The organism is Celeribacter marinus, from assembly GCF_001308265.1.
Classification (GTDB): Bacteria; Pseudomonadota; Alphaproteobacteria; order Rhodobacterales; family Rhodobacteraceae; genus Celeribacter; species Celeribacter marinus.
In genome coordinates this window covers 1,096,160-1,110,629 of record NZ_CP012023.1, presented here as the reverse complement: position 1 = coordinate 1,110,629, position 14,470 = coordinate 1,096,160, and the positions used below count along the sequence as shown (strand labels likewise).

The 14,470-nt window shown below is 55.4% G+C and carries 17 protein-coding genes; 6 read left to right on the top strand and 11 right to left on the bottom strand.

The window, feature by feature from the left end; genetic code table 11:
• Window positions 1-19: 19 nt before the first annotated feature.
• Together groL and IMCC12053_RS05380 are read left to right on the top strand one after the other, a co-directional pair.
• Window positions 20-1,663, top strand: a complete 1,644-nt coding sequence (gene groL / locus IMCC12053_RS05385) for a chaperonin GroEL (RefSeq protein WP_062216455.1) — start codon at window positions 20-22, stop codon at window positions 1,661-1,663.
• 189 nt (window positions 1,664-1,852) lie between these two features.
• A complete protein-coding gene (locus tag IMCC12053_RS05380; protein WP_062216453.1) occupies window positions 1,853-2,725 on the top strand; it encodes a type IV pili methyl-accepting chemotaxis transducer N-terminal domain-containing protein in 873 nt (290 codons plus the stop codon).
• A gap of 15 nt (window positions 2,726-2,740) precedes the next feature.
• Here the strand turns inward: IMCC12053_RS05380 and IMCC12053_RS05375 are convergent, their stop codons facing one another.
• From IMCC12053_RS05375 to IMCC12053_RS05360, 4 genes are all read right to left on the bottom strand, one after another.
• Window positions 2,741-3,190 carry an NUDIX domain-containing protein gene (locus IMCC12053_RS05375; protein ID WP_062216451.1) on the bottom strand — a complete coding sequence of 150 codons (450 nt, stop codon included), beginning with the start codon at window positions 3,188-3,190 and terminating at the stop codon, window positions 2,741-2,743.
• 10 nt (window positions 3,191-3,200) lie between these two features.
• A complete protein-coding gene (locus IMCC12053_RS05370; protein WP_062216449.1) occupies window positions 3,201-4,274 on the bottom strand; it encodes a 5-(carboxyamino)imidazole ribonucleotide synthase in 1,074 nt (357 codons plus the stop codon).
• 5 nt (window positions 4,275-4,279) lie between these two features.
• Window positions 4,280-4,765: a 5-(carboxyamino)imidazole ribonucleotide mutase gene (gene purE / locus IMCC12053_RS05365; RefSeq protein WP_256209786.1), complete on the bottom strand. Its 486-nt coding sequence runs from the start codon at window positions 4,763-4,765 to the stop codon at window positions 4,280-4,282.
• Between the two features lie 83 nt (window positions 4,766-4,848).
• Window positions 4,849-5,067 (bottom strand): YdcH family protein, encoded by a 219-nt coding sequence (locus tag IMCC12053_RS05360; RefSeq protein ID WP_062216444.1) that lies wholly within the window; start codon window positions 5,065-5,067, stop codon window positions 4,849-4,851.
• A gap of 190 nt (window positions 5,068-5,257) precedes the next feature.
• Between IMCC12053_RS05360 and IMCC12053_RS05355 the strand changes: the two genes are divergently transcribed.
• The 3 genes from IMCC12053_RS05355 to IMCC12053_RS05345 all read left to right on the top strand — a co-directional run bounded on the left by IMCC12053_RS05355 (window position 5,258) and on the right by IMCC12053_RS05345 (window position 6,507).
• Complete coding sequence (locus tag IMCC12053_RS05355) at window positions 5,258-5,671, top strand: Hsp20 family protein (RefSeq protein WP_062216442.1); 414 nt, start codon at window positions 5,258-5,260, stop codon at window positions 5,669-5,671.
• A gap of 3 nt (window positions 5,672-5,674) precedes the next feature.
• Complete coding sequence (locus IMCC12053_RS05350) at window positions 5,675-5,902, top strand: DUF1150 family protein (RefSeq protein ID WP_062216440.1); 228 nt, start codon at window positions 5,675-5,677, stop codon at window positions 5,900-5,902.
• A gap of 179 nt (window positions 5,903-6,081) precedes the next feature.
• On the top strand, window positions 6,082-6,507 hold the full coding sequence (locus IMCC12053_RS05345; RefSeq protein WP_236852546.1) for a rhodanese-like domain-containing protein: 426 nt from the start codon (window positions 6,082-6,084) through the stop codon (window positions 6,505-6,507).
• A gap of 79 nt (window positions 6,508-6,586) precedes the next feature.
• Here IMCC12053_RS05345 and IMCC12053_RS05340 read toward each other — a convergent pair whose 3' ends face one another.
• Both IMCC12053_RS05340 and trxB read right to left on the bottom strand, forming a co-directional pair.
• On the bottom strand, window positions 6,587-8,299 hold the full coding sequence (locus IMCC12053_RS05340) for a bifunctional sulfate adenylyltransferase/adenylylsulfate kinase (protein ID WP_062216438.1): 1,713 nt from the start codon (window positions 8,297-8,299) through the stop codon (window positions 6,587-6,589).
• Between the two features lie 235 nt (window positions 8,300-8,534).
• On the bottom strand, window positions 8,535-9,476 hold the full coding sequence (gene trxB / locus IMCC12053_RS05335; RefSeq protein ID WP_062216437.1) for a thioredoxin-disulfide reductase: 942 nt from the start codon (window positions 9,474-9,476) through the stop codon (window positions 8,535-8,537).
• Between the two features lie 247 nt (window positions 9,477-9,723).
• Between trxB and IMCC12053_RS05330 the strand changes: the two genes are divergently transcribed.
• Complete coding sequence (locus IMCC12053_RS05330) at window positions 9,724-10,224, top strand: Lrp/AsnC family transcriptional regulator (RefSeq protein WP_062216435.1); 501 nt, start codon at window positions 9,724-9,726, stop codon at window positions 10,222-10,224.
• 80 nt (window positions 10,225-10,304) lie between these two features.
• Here the strand turns inward: IMCC12053_RS05330 and IMCC12053_RS05325 are convergent, their stop codons facing one another.
• The 5 genes from IMCC12053_RS05325 to lgt all read right to left on the bottom strand — a co-directional run bounded on the left by IMCC12053_RS05325 (window position 10,305) and on the right by lgt (window position 14,423).
• Entirely contained in the window at window positions 10,305-11,138 is an 834-nt protein-coding gene (locus IMCC12053_RS05325) for a Hint domain-containing protein (protein ID WP_062216433.1), read from the bottom strand.
• Between the two features lie 211 nt (window positions 11,139-11,349).
• Complete coding sequence (locus tag IMCC12053_RS15770) at window positions 11,350-11,499, bottom strand: hypothetical protein (RefSeq protein ID WP_156320735.1); 150 nt, start codon at window positions 11,497-11,499, stop codon at window positions 11,350-11,352.
• Between the two features lie 232 nt (window positions 11,500-11,731).
• The gene (gene pgeF / locus IMCC12053_RS05320) at window positions 11,732-12,490 is read right to left on the bottom strand and encodes a peptidoglycan editing factor PgeF (RefSeq protein ID WP_062216431.1); all 759 of its coding nucleotides are present in this window, start codon (window positions 12,488-12,490) and stop codon (window positions 11,732-11,734) included.
• On the bottom strand, window positions 12,487-13,557 hold the full coding sequence (locus IMCC12053_RS05315; RefSeq protein WP_062216429.1) for a class I SAM-dependent methyltransferase: 1,071 nt from the start codon (window positions 13,555-13,557) through the stop codon (window positions 12,487-12,489). Before IMCC12053_RS05315 ends, pgeF begins: the two co-directional genes overlap by 4 nt.
• Complete coding sequence (gene lgt / locus IMCC12053_RS05310; protein ID WP_062220926.1) at window positions 13,554-14,423, bottom strand: prolipoprotein diacylglyceryl transferase; 870 nt, start codon at window positions 14,421-14,423, stop codon at window positions 13,554-13,556. Before lgt ends, IMCC12053_RS05315 begins: the two co-directional genes overlap by 4 nt.
• Between the last annotated feature and the right edge of the window lie 47 nt (window positions 14,424-14,470).

The following is a 14,470-nucleotide window of genomic DNA, read 5'->3' as shown; positions in this document are numbered from 1 at the left end:
CTGAATTCAGGAGTGAACAATGGCTAAAGAAGTCAAGTTTGACGTCGACGCACGCAACCGCATGCTCAAAGGCGTTAACATCCTCGCAGACGCAGTAAAAGTGACGCTCGGCCCTAAAGGTCGCAACGTTGTGCTCGAAAAATCTTTCGGCGCACCACGCATCACCAAAGACGGCGTATCCGTGGCCAAAGAGATTGATCTCGAAGATAAATTCGAGAACATGGGCGCACAGATGGTCAAAGAAGTGGCCTCGCGCACCAATGATGAGGCCGGCGACGGCACCACCACCGCGACCGTTCTTGCTCAGGCTATCATCAAAGAAGGCCTCAAGCAGGTTGCTGCTGGCCTGAACCCGATGGACCTCAAGCGCGGTATCGACCTCGCGACCACCAAAGTCGTGCAAGCGATCAAAGACGCGGCACGTCCCGTCAATGATTCCGCTGAAGTGGCTCAGGTCGGCACCATCTCCGCCAACGGCGAATCCGAGATCGGTCGTCAGATCGCAGACGCGATGCAGAAAGTCGGCAACGACGGCGTCATCACCGTCGAAGAGAACAAAGGTATGGAAACCGAGACCACCGTGGTCGAAGGCATGCAGTTCGACCGTGGCTTCCTGTCGCCATACTTCGTGACCAACCCTGACAAAATGATCGCAGATCTCGAAGACTGCATCATCTTGCTGCACGAGAAAAAACTCTCCTCCTTGCAGCCAATGGTTCCGCTCCTCGAGCAGGTCATCCAGTCGCAAAAGCCGCTTCTCATCATCGCAGAAGATGTTGAAGGCGAAGCGCTCGCGACTCTCGTTGTGAACAAACTGCGCGGCGGCTTGAAAATCGCAGCTGTTAAAGCTCCTGGTTTCGGCGATCGCCGCAAAGCCATGTTGCAAGACATCGCGATCCTCACCGGCGGTCAGGTGATCTCCGAAGATCTCGGCATGAAACTTGAGTCCGTTACGATGGACATGCTTGGTTCCGCTAAGAAAATCACCATCTCCAAAGATGAAACCACGATCATCGAAGGCAATGGCGAAAAGGCAGAGATCGAAGCACGCGTTTCGCAAATCCGTCAGCAGATCGAAGAAACAACATCCGACTACGACCGTGAAAAACTCCAAGAGCGCGTTGCAAAACTCGCTGGTGGTGTGGCCGTGATCCGTGTTGGTGGCATGACCGAAATCGAAGTGAAAGAGCGCAAAGACCGCGTAGAAGACGCTTTGAACGCAACCCGTGCCGCTGTCCAAGAAGGTATCGTTGTTGGTGGTGGTGTGGCTCTCGTGCAAGCGGGCAAAGTGCTCGAAGGCATGACAGGCGTAAACGCTGATCAAAACGCAGGTATCGCTATCGTGCGCCGTGCTCTTGAGGCTCCACTACGTCAGATTGCTGAAAACGCCGGCGTCGACGGCGCTGTTGTTGCTGGCAAAATCCGCGAATCCGCTGACTTGACCTTTGGCTTTAACGCTCAAACCGAAGAATATGGTGACATGTTCGCATTCGGTGTGATCGATCCTGCCAAAGTAACACGCACCGCTCTCGAAGATGCATCTTCCATCGCTGGTCTTTTGATCACAACGGAAGCCATGGTCGCCGAGAAACCGTCGAAAGACGGCGGCGCAGGCGGCATGCCTGACATGGGCGGCATGGGCGGAATGGGCGGCATGATGTAAGACAGATTTTCCAATCGGAAAACCTGTTACACCATCGCTCTTCTAAGGTCTAAAGGGTCGCCTACGGGCGGCCCTTTTCCGTTTAGTACCCATGTTTCGTGACGTTTAGGTCTGTCCTGCGCAGGGTAATATTTTATTAGTCCGCGTATTCTACAAAGCTTGCAATCACGACGATGGCTCGAGGAATGCATGCGAACTCTTTCAAAACTCATTGTAGCCGTCATATTTTCGGCTCTGGCTTCAACGGCATATGCGGAGGCCGCATTGAGCGTGCGGATCGATTTGGCGGGGCGTCAGCGCATGTTGACCCAACGTATGGCCCGCGCGGCATGTTTCATCGCCAATGAGGTGGATGTCCAAAACAACAAACAAATTTTGCTCGCATCGCGTAGCCTGTTTGGAAATTCTTTGCGAGAGCTGAAAATGGGCGGTGGCCCAGACGGATTTTTACAAGAGACCAATGCGGAGGCTTTGGACGATATCGCCTCTATCGAAAAGATCTGGTTTAAAATGCAGCGGGAAGTGACGCAGTTTACAAAACCGGGGGCTGTCAGCTTGGATGACCTCCTCAAGTTCTCTGATATTTCCACCGAACTTCTGACCGCGTCCAACTATCTTGTGATCACGTTACAAGGCAAAGCGGAGGACGAGGGAGCGGTGATCGACCCTGTCGTGGCGCATTTGATCAATGTCGCGGGGCGACAACGCATGTTGGTCCAAAAAATTGGCAAAGAGGCATGCCTGTTGCAAATGGAGCGAAAGGAAACCGGTGCGAGTCAGCGACTTGATACCTCAACGTTCAACGAAACGATGATGGTGTTTCACCAAAGTGCCTTCGGGCTTGCCTTCGGGTCGCAAAAGCAAAATCTGCCGCCTGCGCCTACAGCCGACATTTATGAGGATAACGCCTATAATTGGCAGCGTTGGTCCCTCATGTATGCGCTCATATCCGCGCTAGAACACGACACGTTGACCGAACAGGAAATGCGCGAACTGTCGTGGGATGTTGAGGCGTTCATGTCTGATCTTGCTGCAACAGTTACGCTATACACGCGTCTCTAACGCGCATCGGCCCGTTTACTTCAGGATGATCTCAAGAGGGTCATAAAAGGGTGTGTCGACGTGGGTAAAAGCGACCTGTGCCAAGCTTGACGGTTTGACGGTCATCGCGTCCATATCGTCGCGCGTGAACCACCCGCGTTGTGACACCACATGCGCAACATCGCGCCATGCATCATCAAGCTCCCCCGATACCAGCGTACAGCGAAAGAACAAATCAACTTGGTGAAACCCGCTATCGGGATCGTGAAATTCGTTTATCAGGGCAAGCGGTCCGACAGTGACGGCCAATCCTGTCTCCTCATGAACTTCACGGATCAGATTATCAGGAACAGATTGCCCGCGCTCCACGCCGCCGCCCGGTGCACACCAAAGTCCCAAATGATGATTTGGGTAGGCGTTCACCAACAAAAGACGATCGTCACGAACCAATAATGCACGCGCTGCGAGGCGAGGGGAGCTTGCCATTGGATCCCTGTCAGGCTGCGCCAGTAATCGTGTTGATATGGCCCATTTTGCGCCCTGCTTTTACATCGGCTTTTCCGTAGAGGTGGATGCCAGCAGAGCCGCCTTTTGCAAAGTCTGCGATGCGATCCACGTCATCGCCGATCAGATTGAGCATCTCGACATTCGAGTGGCGCGTTCCATCCCCAAGAGGCCAGCCGACAACGGCGCGAATATGTTGTTCGAACTGGTCGATGGTACAGCCGTTCTGGGTCCAGTGACCTGAATTATGCACGCGCGGTGCAATCTCGTTGACGATCAACCCCTCTTTGGTGACGAACAACTCCACGCCCATGACGCCAACATAATCGAGTGCGTTGAGGATTTTAGCGGCGATAAGAACCGCATCCGTGCGCTGCGCAGGGGTCAGGCGGGCCGGAACAGTCGTCGTGTGTAAAATCCCGTTCAGGTGCACGTTCTCACCAGGATCATAGCACGAAATGTCACCCGCCTGTCCGCGCGCGGCAATTACGGAAATCTCATGGCTAAAGTCCACAAATCCCTCAAGAACGGCATCCGCACCCGCCATATCCGCAAGTGCTTGTGTGGCATCGTTTGGGGACATGAGGCGGGATTGCCCCTTCCCATCATAGCCAAAGCGGCGGGTTTTCAAGATGGCAGGTGTGCCGACCTGAGCAATCGCCGCAGCGAGGCTTTCGGCGTCTTCGACTGCGCCATAAGGGGCGACCATCAGGCCCAATTCAGACAAAAACGCCTTTTCCGACATCCGGTCTTGCGACACCGCGAGGGTGCGGCGATTGGGGCGAATAGGGACGATGGATTCAATGAGATCAAGTGCCGACGTAGGCACGTTCTCGAATTCATAGGTGACAACGTCAACAGCGGCCGCAAAGGACTTGAGGGCAGCCTCATCGTCATATGACGCCTTGAAATGGTAGTTCGCCACATGGCTCGCCGGACAATCACCATTGGGTTCAAAGATGCAGGTTTTAAATCCAAGGCGGGAGGCCGCTACGGACAGCATACGGCCAAGCTGTCCGCCGCCCAAAATGCCAATGGTCGCTCCTGTGGGAAGTACATTTGTCATGGGGATTACTCGTCTACGGGGGCGTCAGGGATGGAGGCAGCAAGAGCCGCGCGCCATGCGTCAAGGCGCTCGCCGAGCGCGTCATCGAATGTGGCGAGAATGCCCGCGGCCATCAGACCCGCATTGGCGGCACCCGCCTCACCGATCGCCATTGTCGCCACGGGAAACCCCTTGGGCATCTGGACGATGGAATATAGGCTGTCTACGCCAGACAGCGCGCGGGTTTGGATTGGGACGCCCACAACGGGAACGCGCGTTTTCGACGCCATCATTCCGGGTAAATGTGCCGCGCCACCTGCGCCTGCAATGATCACCTTAAGCCCGCGCCCTGTGGCCTCTTTGCCGTAGGTCCATAGACGGTCTGGTGTGCGATGGGCGGAGACAATTTTTGTCTCATACGCCACACCCAATTCATCGAGAATATCCGCTGCTTTTTTCATGGTTGGCCAATCAGATTGGCTGCCCATGATGATGCCGACTTTGACGCTCACTGTGTTATCCCCGCTAGGCCTGAAAGAGAGTGCACTATAACGGCTTGCGGGATGGTGGCAACGCCAACCGAAGTGGTAATCGCTTATGCAATGATGTCGGGGTTGATGCGATCATAGAGCGCTGCAATCTGGTCTTTGAGCGCCAGTTTGTGTTTTTTGAGGCGTTGCAGCCGAAGAGCATCCAAATGGCCCTGTGTTTGCATGGCATGGATCGCCTCATCGAGATCGCGGTGTTCGCGTTTGAGCACCTCCATCTCTACACGTAGGACTTCGATGTGTTCCATTCGGGAGGACATGTTCATGTTCGGCTTTCTTGGCGCATTATTCTTTGAGGTGCGAATATAGTCCCGAATCCCTAAATCTCAAAGCTTTACAAGCGATCAGGACATATCTCTCTTGAAGCACCTGCAAAGCTTCCCATATTGTTGGGGAGACGGTCGCCGAATGCGGGGCCGAATGCTGCACTGTCGCTTCTAGAGAAAGGGCGTGTTTATGACCAAAGTGACCTTTGCCACTCATCCGTTTTTACTGGGATTTGATCAGCTCGAGCGGCTTGTTGAACGCACAGCCAAAGCGGATACAGGGGGCTACCCTCCCTATAATATCGAACAAACAACCGATAATGCGTTTCGTATCACGCTCGCGGTGGCGGGCTTTGCCGAGGAAGATCTTGCGATTACGGTCGAGGACCGTCAACTGATGGTGCGCGGACGCCAAAGTGACGAAGCTGATGCGCGCGTGTTCCTTCATCGCGGCATTGCTGCGCGACAATTTCAACGCTCGTTTGTGCTGGCTGACGGTGTCGATGTTGCCGGTGCGCACATGGAGAACGGCTTGTTGCATGTCGATTTGACGCGGTGCGAGCCAGAAAGCGTTGTCCAAACCATTGAGATCAAAAAGGGGTAAACCATGAAAACATCCTATCCCAACATCTTTGGAGATGGCGGAAAAATCGTTTATGTGCGCGAAGTTGCCGTTAGCGAGTTGCCCGATGATGTCCGCGAACACGTGGACGGGCTTGAACACTTGTTCTCGGTCCATGACGCGGATGGTCAACGCCTTGCGCTTGTGGCCAATAAGCCTCTGGCCTTCGCGCTGGCGCGTGAGCACGATTATGCGCCTGTGAGCGTTCACTAGCCGGATCATCCGCGAAGATCACAAAACACGCCGCTTGCGATCTATTATCTGTTCGCACTCAAGGACGGGCTATTGGATCGAATGCGGCTAGGGTTCATATAGACTTAAAAGAATATGTGTGTAGTGTGCCCCCTCGTTGGGGCATGCAGTTTTGCCCATTGATCGTGGGAGGATCTCCATTGAAGCACACAATTTTTGGTCTTTTGACCGCCCTAAGCGTGACATGCGCGCCCGCCGCCTTTGCACAAGAGGCGGCTGTGGAGGCGATGCAGGAATATTTGATGTTCCAAGACTATGAAAGCGGCATCATATTGCCGCAACAAATTACCCAAGACGTCTGGCCGTCTGTTCAGTTTATCGACACACGCGATGCGGAGCAATTTGACACCGCCACGATACCAACCGCGATTAACATTGAGTGGCGCGAAGTGCTTGACCGCATGGATGAAATCCCGACCGATAAAAAAGTGATTTTGTTTTGCAACACGGGATCTTTGTCCGCTCAGGCCACGTTTGCGCTGCGCGTGGCGGGGATGGACAACGTTGTGGTGATGCAAACAGGGTTTACAGGATGGCTTGAAACAGCGGGTTACAAGCCGCAGTGACGCTCCGCTACAAACTATGCGAATGAAAAAGCCCCGCTCACTTGAGCGGGGCTTTTAATGTTTAGGGATTGATCGCGCGTTAGTGCGCGGAAATCAGGCCGAGGCTTTCAAGTTTCAAAATCACTTGATGCGCGCAGTTATCGACATCGTGGCCGATGGTCTCAACGCGCAGCTCGGGATTTGCGGGAATATCATAGGGGTCTGAAATCCCTGTGAATTCCTTGATCTTACCTTCGCGCGCGAGTTTGTAGAGACCTTTGCGGTCGCGTTTCTCGCACTCTTCGATATCCGTTGCGACGTGAACTTCGACAAAGGCTCCGAACTGTTCGACGTCTTCGCGCACTGCGCGGCGCGTCGTGGCATAGGGCGCAATGGGCGCACAAATAGCGATGCCTGCGTTCTTTGTGATCTCGGAGGCGACATAGCCAATACGGCGGATGTTGAGATCACGATGCTCTTTGGAAAAGCCAAGCTCGGACGATAGGTTTTTACGCACGATATCACCATCAAGCAGCGTAACAGGGCGCCCGCCCATTTCCATCAGCTTGACCATCAATGCGTTGGCGATGGTTGATTTGCCGGAGCCGGAAAAGCCGGTGAAGAACACCGTAAAGCCTTGTTTGGAGCGTGGCGGCTTGGTCTTGCGCAGTTCCTTTACGACTTCTGGGAACGAAAACCATTCCGGAATTTCCAGACCCTCAGACAAACGGCGGCGCAATTCGGTGCCGGATATGTTCAAGATTGTCACGTTTTCACGGTCTTCGATCTCGTCATTTGGCTCATACTGGGCGCGCTCTTGCACATAGACCATGTGTTTGAAATCGACCATCTCGATGCCCATTTCCTCTTGGTGCTCGCGGAACAAGTCCTGTGCATCATAGGGGCCATAGAAATCTTCACCGGCCGAGTTGGCACCCGGGCCTGCGTGGTCGCGACCGACGATAAAGTGGGTGCAGCCGTAGTTGGCGCGGATCAAACCGTGCCAAACCGCTTCACGTGGACCCGCCATACGCATAGCGAGCGGCAACAAAGACATTGTGGTGGTGGCCGCAGGATATTTGTCGAGGACCGCCTCGTAGCACCGCACGCGAGTGAAGTGATCTACATCCCCCGGTTTGGTCATGCCCACAACAGGGTGGATCAACAAGTTGGCCTGCGCCTCTTTCGCGGCGCGGAATGTCAATTCTTGGTGAGCACGGTGCAGCGGGTTGCGGGTTTGGAATGCCACAACGCGACGCCAGCCGAGTTTGCGAAAATAGGCGCGCAATTCGTTCGGTGTGTCGCGTGAGCCGCGAAAATCATAGTGGACAGGTTGTTGCAGGCCCGTAATCGGCCCACCAAGGTAGACCTTGCCCGCCGTGTTGTGCAGGTAGTTGACCGCAGGGTGCGCCTCGTCATCCGCGCCAAACACCTTTTCGGCTTCTTTGGCTTTGTTCGGCACCCAATTGTCTGTAACGGTCATAGTGGCGAGAATGACGCCCTCTTGGTCGCGCAGCGCAATATCTTGCCCCTCTTTCAACCCTTCGGCAAAAGCCTCGGACACATCGAGCGTGATGGGCATCGGCCATAGCGTGCCATCGGTGGTGCGCATGTTGTCGACCACACCATCATAGTCAGCTTCGCTCAAAAAACCCTTGAGTGGCGCAAACCCGCCGTTCATCAACAACTCTAGGTCGCAGATTTGACGCGGGCTCAGATCCCAACTGATCAGATCGGCGGCTTCGACTTTGAGCTTTTGCGCGCTTTCATAGGACACAAAAAGTTCGGGGATGGGGGCAAGGTTTTGGTACATACAAATGGCCTTTCAGACGGCATCAAATTCGAATGGTTCAACCCGGATCGTGGGCTGGTTTGCGCTGCCTTAACGCAACGGCATCAAACAAAGCAATATATGCCAAAGGGAGATGTCGGAAATGAGGCGCAATTCCCACATTTTGGCGCTTTGGGCGGACAAACGCGCCCCCAAACGTAGGGAAAGGCGGGACAATGCCCGCCTCTCTGAATTTATCGTTTTGCGCGTGATGCGCTTAGTCTTGTTCAGACAGCCAGCGTTCCGCATCCAAGGCGGCCATGCAGCCCATGCCGGCCGATGTCACGGCTTGGCGGTATTTGTGGTCGGTCAGATCGCCCGCGGCAAAGACACCGGGGATCGATGTTTCGGTCGAGCCAGGTTTGACCGTGACATAGCCGCCATTGTGCAGCTCCAACTTGCCTTTCACCAATTCGGTGGCAGGGGCGTGACCGATGGCCACAAAGACACCTTTGGCAGGAATGTCGGTAATCTCACCGGTTTTCACGTGGCGCGCGCGCACACCGTTGACGCCTTTTGGCATGGTGTCGCCGTAGACTTCGACCAACTCGTGATCCCACAATGGCACGATTTTGGGGTTCTTCAACAGACGATCAATCAAAATAGCCTCGGCGCGCAATTCATCGCGGCGGTGAATGAGTGTCACCTTGGAGGCAAAGTTGGTCAAAAATAGCGCTTCTTCGACAGCAGTGTTGCCGCCGCCGATGACGACAATATCCATGTTGCGGTAGAAAAATCCGTCACATGTGGCACAGGCGGAGACGCCGAACCCTTTGAACTCGTCCTCGGACGGCAGGCCAAGCCATTTGGCGCGTGCGCCCGTGGCAAGGATGACCGCGTCAGCCGTGTAGGTCGTTCCTGAATCGCCCTTGGCCACAAACGGGCGCACATCGGTGTCCAGATTAGTGATAATGTCGCCAATGATCTCACAGCCCATCGCCTTGGCGTGGTCTTGCATTTTGATCATCAATTCCGGCCCTTGGATCTCGCTTTCACCGGGCCAGTTTTCCACCTCGGTGGTGGTGGTCAGCTGACCACCTGGCTCGATCCCTTGGACGAGGACAGGCGATAGCATTGCGCGCGAGGCGTAAACGCCCGCGGTGTAGCCCGCAGGTCCGGAACCGATGATGAGGACTTTGGTGTGTTTCGTCTCAGCCATTTTGAGCCTCTTGAATTTGGGGTTTTTATCTCGTGTTGTCCCCGATATAGACACGCAGACGCGCGGGCGCAAACCCTGCGCGATGACTTGCCGCATCTCACAGCTTATGCTGGGGCATGTGGCGAAATGGTCTTGAATTAAATGCGCCTAAATGCGAAAGATAATTGCGCAATGACGCATTCACGCACATTTTTCGTAAATAATGCCATGATGACACACATGATTGGCCACGACGTCGGAGACGGATATGCCCGCCCATAAGCTCGATGAGATTGATCGCAAAATCCTTGCGGAACTGCAAGCGGACGGGCGCATGACCAACGTCGAGTTGGCAAAACGCGTTGGCATATCCGCGCCACCATGCTTGCGCCGTGTGCGCACGCTCGAAGAGGGCGGATATATCAAAGGCTATCATGCCGTTGTGGACGCACGCGCACTGTCGTTCGAGGTGCAGGTGTTCGCGATGGTCGGGTTGCAAAGCCAAGCCGAGGTGGATTTAGTCCGTTTTGAGGATAAGTGCCGCGAATGGCCGCTTGTGCGCGAATGTCATATGCTCAATGGCGAGGTGGATTTCATCCTCAAATGTATCGCGCCCGATCTGTCGACCTTCCAAAGCTTTTTGACCGGTGAATTGTTGTCGACGCCAAATGTGGAAAGCGTCAAAACCTCACTCGTGATCCGTGGGGCCAAATCCGAGCCGGGTGTTCCGTTCGATGTCCTTGAGGCGCGTTTGGCACAAAAAGCCTGATTAGGACGTCCCATTGGTTGCCCCAAATACAAAAAACCGCGCTGTGAGGCGCGGTTTTGTCGTTTTAACGGCGTGCGGCGTTAGAGCAACCCGATCTCGATTAAATCCGTGGGGGTCAGACGGGGATGAGACATGGCTCCGAAATCGCCAAGGTTCTCCAAATGTGGGAACAAAGACATGAAATGCTCTCTCATCTCGCCTTGGAATTGGCTGCTGGCGGCAATTCCTGGGTGATACGTCTCACATTCGATACCGTTGACGCGGATCAATCGGTGTTGTGGCAGGCAAATGTGATAGCAACGCACCGCCGAAATCGGCGTGATCTCAATCATCGACAGCCCGTCTGCCATTGCGGAAATAGGCGCGAGGGCATGCGCGGTGCCCAGATAGGATTTCAATGCTTCGGCACGCAGTAAATACCGCGCACCCGCGCCCAACATCAAATCATGACTCGGATGGCCGTACCCAAGCGCATCGCCAGTAATCCGGTACAGTTTTTCGGGGGATGCGCCATCGGCACGCCGTCCCTTATGATCAAGCTCGACAGAGCCAACCCACATGATAGGCAGCGTATCACCGTCTGCGGTCACGATCATATCGCCGGGGAGTAGATCCTCGACAGCGGTTAGCCCATGCGGTGTTTGAATTAACGCACCTCGACCGAACGCACTAAACGCCGCTTCAAAGGCAGGGAGCGCAGGGGCCGCCACAGTGTCGTCCATCACATCGCCGTTCTGAGCGAGCCACATCACATCAAACCTGCGCAACGCGTGCGCGGGTCGCGCCGCTGCGGGTTTTCTGCGAACCGTCCATGCGGGCGACACGGGGCGGTTTGCGTCAAAAGACATTTGACGGGACGGGGATGTGTGACGCGTCTGCGCGGCGGCAGACTGTCGGGCAAGCGGTTGCGGCATAAGTCGCTCCTACGATCACGTACGGCCCCCACCGAGTTGTGATAGGATCAACGGTCGCAGACAAATGCCCTTATTGTCAAAATATAATGTTAATTACACACAAGGGCGGCACCAATCCTACGGTGCCGCCCCTGCATTGTTTCCGATCTGTGTGTGAATGGGAGGTCTTCAACAGGTCGGACGGGAGAATTTCAAATTGCGAATCGTTGGATCACGCGTTGGCGGCGCGCGGCGTGCCTTGTGATTCTGCCGCGCGCTTAACGGCGCGCAGGTCGCGGTGCCACGGCAAGGTGACGCCCTTTTTCTGCGCTTCTTCGATGATGGATTGCATCCAGCGGGGGTGTTCGTTGGTCTTGGTCATATCTGCCTCTTCTTTCGGACCGCTTGGGGTCACTCATTGTTGTGTTGAGGTCAGTATGCGCAGCGCTTTGGGCCGAAATTTGGCAATACGTGCGAATTTTTGAAAAATGTTAAAAATCAAACACTGGTGAAAATGCACCAATAAAATAAGGCTTATATGCTGTTTCGTGAACAATCATGGGTAAATGAGCCGGACTGTTTCTGGCGCAAATGTGGCGAAACGGCGCTAGATTTTACAACCGAATAGTCGAAAGCAAGCGCCCGTAGTCGGCCTCTTTGCGGTGGACGCAGCGGCGATACGAATAGAATCGCTTGGGGTCGTGATAGGTACAATGGCGCGTCCATTCATGCGCCCCCACACCGGCCTCGCGAAGTTTGTGCAATCCAAATGCCGGAAGGTCGAACAGGTAGCGATCATCTTCGCCATTGGCAAAGAACCGTGCGTTCTCGTCGCCAGCCGTGATGAAAGTATCGAAAAACTCGGGCCCGACTTCGTAGGCGCGCTGCGAGATGCATGGGCCGATAACGGCCGTGATGCGCTCGCGCTTGGCACCCAAATCGACCATGGCCGCGACCGTACGGTCCAATATGCCGTCCAAGGCGCCGCGCCATCCCGCATGTGCCGCGCCGATCACGCCGTTGTCACGGTCGGCAAACAAAACGGGCTGGCAATCGGCGGTGAGGATCACAAGGGCAAGGCCTTTGGTCGCGGTGACAAGAGCGTCTGCTTTCGGTGCGCTACCCGTTTGTGGGCCGCTCACGCTGACAACATCCGCCGAATGGATCTGAAAAACGGAGCATAGGGCGTCGGGCGTGACATCCATCGCCGCCGCCACGCGCGCGCGGTTGATTGCCACGATGTCGTTTTGATCGGATGAGCCAAAGCCGCAATTCAACCCCTCGAACACACCAGAGGATGCGCCACCTTTGCGGGTGAAAAACCCGTGTTCAACACCCTCAAGGAGGTCTGATCGAATGATCTCTAGGCTCATTGTGCAAATCCTGGTGGTAAGAGGGAGGGCGTGGGTGCAATCGCGATGGCTTTGAACAGGGTTCCCATTTCTGAGGGCGAGGTCAACCGCTCAAATGCTTTGATATGCGCGGTGAGGGCGTCATCCGCGAGGTTCTGCGCCAATGAGTGAGCGCGGTGTGCGATGCCAAGCCGCCCAAGCAATTCCCCTTGGGACACCATTCCTGACACAGCCGCGCCCACGGTTTGCGCCGCGCGTGCAAGGGCCTCGAAATCCACATGTGCGGTGAGATCGGCCAGCCCGGGCTGCGCAAGGGGATCAACGCTTTTGTGCGCCTTCAACGCCTGAAATGTATCGCCCAAGGAGCGCCAGTCGCCGTAATCGATGAAAATCGCTGCACCGCCGTTCGTGGTGATGCGTGCGGCAATTTCAGTCACAATAGGATGGGCTGCGGGGCATATCTCGACCACATCGCCCGTTTTGGTATCCGCCAATCTGTGATCGAGCGCCGCAATAGGGGCGGGTGATGACAGGCCAAGCGTTAGCGCCTCACCCGCGAGTGCAACCTGTGTCTCACGCCATCCTTGTGCGTCGCGAGTAAACTGGCGGATCGGCAAGGCGTCAAAAAACTCGTTGGCCACAAGCCAAAGGGGGTGCGCGGGCAGGGATGCCGCCTCATCGATCCAAGTCACATCAACCCCTGTCAGCGTGTCGCGCTGCACGGCCCTAAGGGTCGGGGATGCCTCAATAAGATGCACCTGCATCGCGGCATGCATATTTGGAACGGCTTTGGTGGCGCGTAGCACATCCGCCATCAACGTTCCGCGCCCTGGCCCGATTTCTGCCAAGGTAAACGGTGTCGGGCATCCTTGATCCATCCATGATTGGGCCAAACATAGCCCCAACAGTTCACCAAACATTTGGCTGATTTCGGGGGCAGTGATAAAATCCCCGCCGGTGCCAAAGGGATCGCGGGTGGTGTAATAACCGTGCTGCGGGTGAAGCAAACACTCCGCCATAAACTCCATCAATGACATCGGTCCCGTTTTGGCGATGCGCCGTGCGAGGATGTCCGCCAGCTGCGTCATGCGCGGCGCGCCCTCACCATAAGCAAAAGGCCAAACCCGATCATCGGCAGCGACAAAAGTTGTCCCATCGACATGTGAAGCACCACAGTGCCCATCGGGTTTTCGGGCGTAATGAATTGCGCATCCGCTTGTCGAAAGAACTCGACGACAAAGCGCGATAGGCCGTAGCCCGCAAAGAACAGACCCGCAATCAAGCCGCGCCGCTTGAGCGCATCGAACCGCCACACGAGTAGCAAAATCAGTGATCCAAGAATTAAGCCCTCAAGGCCCGCTTCGTAGAGCTGTGAGGGATGACGGGCGCACAATGTGCCGACATTTTCGCATGCCTGTGCCTCATCGCCCGGGAAAATAACGGCCCACGGGGCGGTGGATGGACGCCCCCATAGTTCGGCATTTACAAAATTGGCCATACGCCCGAGCATTAAGCCGACAGGCGTGGCCATAGCCAGCGTATCAGCCAAGCTCAACCGATCAATGTTGTGACGCCCTGCGTAGATGAACGCGGCCACGACAACTCCCAAAAAGCCGCCGTGAAACGACATGCCACCCTGCCAGATCATCGGGATTTCAATCACATTGGCCAGATAATAACCCGGCTTGTAAAAAAGCACATAGCCCAGTCGCCCGCCCACAATGACGCCCAGAATGAGCCATGTGAGCAGGTCATCAACAGTCTCGCGGCTCATCGGCGCGGTGTCGCGTGGCCACAACCGCGCGGCGGCCAGTGCGCGGGTGACAAGCCACCATCCCACAATGATCCCCGCGATATACGCGAGAGCATACCAATGGAGGGCGAAATGAAACGCCCCGATGCTAATCTCGAACAAGACGGGCGAGACATCGGGAAAATTGAGAACGGCGGGCATAAATGTAGTCATGCGCGCATCTGTAAATTTGCAGGGGGGGAAGTCAA

Coding starts and splice junctions, on each gene's coding strand:
- groL (WP_062216455.1), top strand. CDS start 20: ATGGCTAAAGAAGTCAAGTTTGACGTCGACGCACGCAACCGCATGCTC.
- IMCC12053_RS05380 (WP_062216453.1), top strand. CDS start 1,853: ATGCGAACTCTTTCAAAACTCATTGTAGCCGTCATATTTTCGGCTCTG.
- IMCC12053_RS05375 (WP_062216451.1), bottom strand. CDS start 3,190: ATGGCAAGCTCCCCTCGCCTCGCAGCGCGTGCATTATTGGTTCGTGAC.
- IMCC12053_RS05370 (WP_062216449.1), bottom strand. CDS start 4,274: ATGACAAATGTACTTCCCACAGGAGCGACCATTGGCATTTTGGGCGGC.
- IMCC12053_RS05360 (WP_062216444.1), bottom strand. CDS start 5,067: ATGAACATGTCCTCCCGAATGGAACACATCGAAGTCCTACGTGTAGAG.
- IMCC12053_RS05355 (WP_062216442.1), top strand. CDS start 5,258: ATGACCAAAGTGACCTTTGCCACTCATCCGTTTTTACTGGGATTTGAT.
- IMCC12053_RS05350 (WP_062216440.1), top strand. CDS start 5,675: ATGAAAACATCCTATCCCAACATCTTTGGAGATGGCGGAAAAATCGTT.
- IMCC12053_RS05340 (WP_062216438.1), bottom strand. CDS start 8,299: ATGTACCAAAACCTTGCCCCCATCCCCGAACTTTTTGTGTCCTATGAA.
- trxB (WP_062216437.1), bottom strand. CDS start 9,476: ATGGCTGAGACGAAACACACCAAAGTCCTCATCATCGGTTCCGGACCT.
- IMCC12053_RS05330 (WP_062216435.1), top strand. CDS start 9,724: ATGCCCGCCCATAAGCTCGATGAGATTGATCGCAAAATCCTTGCGGAA.
- IMCC12053_RS05325 (WP_062216433.1), bottom strand. CDS start 11,138: ATGCCGCAACCGCTTGCCCGACAGTCTGCCGCCGCGCAGACGCGTCAC.
- IMCC12053_RS15770 (WP_156320735.1), bottom strand. CDS start 11,499: ATGACCAAGACCAACGAACACCCCCGCTGGATGCAATCCATCATCGAA.
- pgeF (WP_062216431.1), bottom strand. CDS start 12,490: ATGAGCCTAGAGATCATTCGATCAGACCTCCTTGAGGGTGTTGAACAC.
- IMCC12053_RS05315 (WP_062216429.1), bottom strand. CDS start 13,557: ATGACGCAGCTGGCGGACATCCTCGCACGGCGCATCGCCAAAACGGGA.
- lgt (WP_062220926.1), bottom strand. CDS start 14,423: ATGCCCGCCGTTCTCAATTTTCCCGATGTCTCGCCCGTCTTGTTCGAG.